Source organism: Flavobacterium sp. (genome assembly GCF_044361065.1).
In the GTDB taxonomy this organism is placed as follows: Bacteria; Bacteroidota; Bacteroidia; order Flavobacteriales; family Flavobacteriaceae; genus Flavobacterium.
Map to the genome: position 1 here is coordinate 1 of NZ_JBIKJI010000150.1, position 4973 is coordinate 4973.

Sequence of the window (4973 nt, forward strand, 5' to 3'; positions counted from 1 at the left end):
TTTGTGCAATAATTTCGTTTTCGTTGGTATTGAAAAATTGATTGAAAATTCCAAAAGCACTTACTTTATCACTTATTCCTGCATATCGTGCTAAAGTGCAGATTTCTCTACCATCAAATCCATTTGGATAAAATTCTGTCGTATTTCCTGAATCGGATGATTTTATAGATTTTAAATCAAGACTAATAATATCCGCATCTCTAAAGATAGGCTCTACAATAGCTGGGTTTTTACTTATTTCGCCTAATCTATAGGTGTCAAAATACAATTTCTCAATTAAATCAATTTCTTCTTGAGAAGTGTAATACGTTTGATATCCTATACTGCAGAAATTATATAAATTAGTTGGCTCTTCAACAATTATTCTTGATAAATACGAATCAGATTCTAATTTTTCATCTTTTGCAAAATCGAATTTATTATCAATTGCGACTAAATTTACCATTTGGTCTAATTGATCAAAAGCACGATACATAGCGTAAGTTAAATCTTGCGAACCACCAACGACCAAAGGTATGATTTTCTGTTTGATTAAACTGGCACAAATGGTTTTTAATACAAAATAAGTATCACTTGTTTCGTTTCCAACTAATACATCTCCTAAATCGGCAATGCCTTTGTTCCAATTTCCTGGAAATAATCTGTAAAATGCTTTACGGAAGTTGGTAAAGTCAAATGAATCGTTGTTTAAATTTGCACCTCTATTTTCGTTTACACAAATAATTGCGATGGATATGTTTTCTAAATTAGGATAATCGGTAGCTGTATGCATTACAATTTTTTTACCTAATGTTTGATTAGATAATTGAGTTGTAAATTCTTGAATTTCTTCAGATACAGGTTGTAAATATTCGAATATCATAAAATTATTTCTTTTTTGCTACAGTTTTTTTAGCTGGTGCTTTTTTTGTCGCTGCTTTTTTAGGGGGTGTTTTTTTCTCAATCATCTCTTTTACCGTTTCAAGAGTTAATTTTGTAGCATCTATATCTTTACTCAGTTCAATTTTAATTTTTCCTTTTGTAATTACAGATCTTCCCCAACGCGCTTTTTCTACTTTTATACCTTCTTCTTTCCAATAATGAAGTACTTTTTCGATTTCTTTTTGTTGTTTATCTTCAATTAATTCATTGATATCAGCTTGCGATAAATTATCAAAATTGTATTTTTTATTTACATTGATAAAAATACCATTCCATTTTAAGAAAGGTCCAAATCGGCCTACGCCTTTTTGAACAGGTAAATTGTCATAGGTAGCAATAGGTGCGTCTGCTTTGGTTTTTTCATTTATCAATTCGATGGCTCTTTCCATTGTTACATCTAAAGGTTCTTCGCCTTTTGAAAGCGAAATAAATTGTGTTCCAAATTTTACATAAGGTCCAAAACGTCCATTGTTTACTTCAATTTCTTCCCCTTCATAAGTTCCTAAAGATTTTGGTAATAAAAATAAATCTAAAACTTCTTCTAATGTTATATTGCTTAGGTTTTGCTCGTTTCTTAAACTTGCAAATTGTTTTACTTCATCGTCAATAGCTCCAATTTGCGCCATTGCGCCGTATTTTCCTAATCGAACACTTACAGGTTTTCCTGTTTTTGGATCGGTTCCTAAAATTCGTTCTCCAGATTCACGTTCTGCGGTGTTTTCTACTTTGGTAACAATTGGATGAAAATGATTGTAAAATGTACTCATCATTTTGTGCCAATCTTCGTTTCCAGCTGCAATTTCATCAAAATCTTGTTCTACTTTAGCAGTAAAATTATAATCTAAAATGCTTTCAAAGTTTTTTACTAAAAAGTCAGTCACAATTCCTCCAATATCAGTTGGAACTAATTTTCCTTTATCGGAACCTGAGTTTTCTTTTAACGTTTGCGATTTTATTTCTTTACCAATTAAAGTTAATTGCTCGTATTTTCTTTCTGTACCTTCAAAACTTCCTTTTTCAACATAATTTCTGTTGATAATGGTGGAAATAGTTGGCGCATAAGTCGAAGGACGACCAATGCCTAATTCTTCTAATTTTTTTACTAAAGAAGCTTCTGTATATCTGCTTGCAGGTCTACTAAAACGTTCTGTTGCTGCAATGAATTTATGGTTTAGTTTTTCGTTTACTTTTAAAGCGGGTAACATACCTTCTTGTTCTTCATCATCTTCATCATTACCTTCTAAATATACTTTTAAAAAACCATCAAATTTGATTACTTCACCAGTTGCAGAAAAATATTCGTTGTGTGTATTCGCAGCAATTTTCACATTGGTTCGTTCCAGTTGCGCATCACTCATTTGCGAGGCTAAAGTACGTTTCCAAATTAAATCGTATAAACGGGCTTGGTCTCTATCGATATCAACCGTATGACGACTCATATCTGTAGGACGAATGGCTTCGTGCGCTTCTTGCGCTCCTTTTGATTTTGTATTGTAATTTCTTGGTTTACTATATGCTGCTCCGTAATACGAAGTAATTTCAGCTTGTGCAGCAGCCATAGCATCCTGAGAAAGGTTTACACTATCCGTTCTCATATAGGTGATTAAACCGGCTTCGTACAAACGTTGTGCAATTTGCATCGTAATTCCAACAGGTAAATACAATTTACGAGCGGCTTCTTGTTGTAAAGTAGACGTCGTAAACGGTGCTGTTGGCGATTTTTTCGTTGGCTTGGTTTCTAAATCCGCTACATTAAAATTCGCATTTACATTCTTTTCTAAAAATGCTTGAGCTTCTTCTTTTGTATTGAAATTTTTATTTAGTTTGGCTTTTACAGTTTTTCCAGCTTCATTCGTAAATTCAGCGCTAATTGAATAACTTCCAACAGCTTTAAAATTCTGAATTTCACGTTCGCGCTCTACTATTAAACGCACAGATACCGATTGTACACGTCCGGCAGATAATCCGCCTTTTACTTTTTTCCAAAGAACAGGAGACAGTTCGTAACCCACTAAACGGTCTAAAACTCTACGAGCTTGTTGTGCGTTTACTAAATTATAATTGATATCTCTCGGATTTTCAATCGCTTTTAAAATGGCTGTTTTTGTAATTTCGTGAAATACGATACGTTTTGTTTTTGCAGGATCTAATTTTAATTCTTCGGCTAAATGCCAAGAAATAGCTTCTCCTTCTCGGTCCTCATCGGAAGCTAACCAAACCATATCTGCTTTTTTAGATAAGTCTTTTAGTTTTTTTACTAATGCTTTTTTATCTGGAGAAACTTCATATTTAGGTTTAAAGTTATCGTTCACATCTACACCAATTTCCTTTGAAGGTAAATCTGCAATATGTCCGTAACTCGATTCTACTTGGAAATCTGTTCCTAAAAATTTTTCAATGGTTTTTGCCTTTGCAGGTGACTCCACGATAACTAAATTCTTCGCCATTTTCAATAATTTGATTTTGCAAAAGTATATTATTTTTTTGATTAATATATATAGGTGTGGTTTTTTTGATTTTTTGAATTGTTGCACCTCAATTTTTTTAATTTTTTGTTAAACTGATGCTGACAATTTGGCAGATAATGAAATTTAGTACTATCTTTGTACAGAATTTTTTTCGAAATGAATTTTCGAATAAATTATTATGAAGTTTTTATGGAAGAAAAGGTTATAGAAGAAAGCAAACAAGGCACTTCAATGGTTTTAGAAAACAAACAAGGAAACCAAAAGAAGTTATTTATAGAAAGTTATGGTTGTCAAATGAACTTTGCCGATAGCGAAGTGGTGGCGTCCATTTTAGCAAATCAAGGTTATAATACGACTCAAGTTTTAGAAGAAGCCGATTTGGTTTTGGTAAATACTTGTTCTATTAGAGATAAAGCAGAAGTAACCGTTAGAAAGCGTTTACAAGTTTATAATGCCATAAAACGCGATATTAATCCGAAAATGAAAGTTGGGGTTTTGGGTTGTATGGCAGAACGCTTGAAAGAAAAATTTTTAGACGAGGAAAAAATTGTAGATATGGTTGTAGGACCAGATGCTTACAAAGACATTCCGAATTTATTAAAAGAAGTAGAAGACGGTAGAGATGCCATAAACGTGATACTTTCTCGTGAAGAAACGTATGCAGATATTTCTCCAGTGCGGTTAAGTAGTAACGGAATTACAGCATTTGTTTCGATAACTCGAGGATGTGATAATATGTGTACATTTTGCGTAGTGCCTTTTACAAGAGGTAGAGAACGTAGTAGAGAACCAGAAAGTATTATTGAAGAGATTGCCGATTTATGGGCTAAAGGTTACAAAGAAGTGACATTATTAGGTCAAAATGTGGACAGTTACCTTTGGTATGGAGGTGGTTTGAAAAAAGATTTCGAAAAAGCAAGCGAAATGCAAAAAGCCACTTCAGTAGATTTTGCACAATTATTAGACAGATGTGCGACGCAATTTCCAAAAATGCGTTTTCGTTTTTCTACATCAAATCCGCAAGATATGCATATTGAAGTAATTGAGGTTATGGCAAAACACCATAATATTTGCAATTACATTCACTTACCCGTTCAGAGCGGAAGTACCAGAATACTAAAAGAAATGAACCGTCAACATACTCGTGAAGAATATATTGCATTAGTAGATAACATCTATAAACGTATTCCAGATATCTCACTTTCACAAGATATTATAGCTGGTTTTCCAACAGAAACAGAAGCAGATCATCAAGATACTTTGAGTTTGTTAGAATATGTAAAATACGATTTCGGATTTATGTTTGCTTATTCTGAAAGACCAGGAACCTTAGCGGCCAGAAAAATGGACGATGACGTACCTGAAGAAGTAAAAAAACGCAGGTTAAATGAAATTATCGATTTGCAGCAACGTATCGCTTTAGAACGTACGCAACGATTTGTTGGACAAACTGTTGAAGTATTAATAGAAAAAAATTCAAAACGTTCTGATAAACAATGGAGCGGCAGAAATTCTCAAAATACTGTAGTGGTTTTTCCAAAAGAAAATTATAAACCTGGTGATTTTGTGTTAGTAAAAATATCA

At 33.1% G+C, this 4973-nt stretch carries 3 protein-coding genes; 1 reads left to right on the forward strand and 2 read right to left on the reverse strand.

The features are described 5' to 3' along the window. Nucleotides 1-862: formimidoylglutamase (locus ACIQ11_RS08745; protein ID WP_396154263.1), on the reverse strand; the 862-nt coding region annotated here is incomplete at its 3' end. 4 nt (nt 863-866) lie between these two features. Continuing rightward, the gene (topA, locus tag ACIQ11_RS08750) at nt 867-3368 is read right to left on the reverse strand and encodes a type I DNA topoisomerase (protein ID WP_396154264.1); all 2502 of its coding nucleotides are present in this window, start codon (nt 3366-3368) and stop codon (nt 867-869) included. 177 nt (nt 3369-3545) lie between these two features. Here topA and miaB point away from each other — a divergent pair. Further along, a partial coding sequence (gene miaB / locus ACIQ11_RS08755) for a tRNA (N6-isopentenyl adenosine(37)-C2)-methylthiotransferase MiaB (protein ID WP_396154265.1) occupies nt 3546-4973 on the forward strand: 1428 nt, incomplete at its 3' end.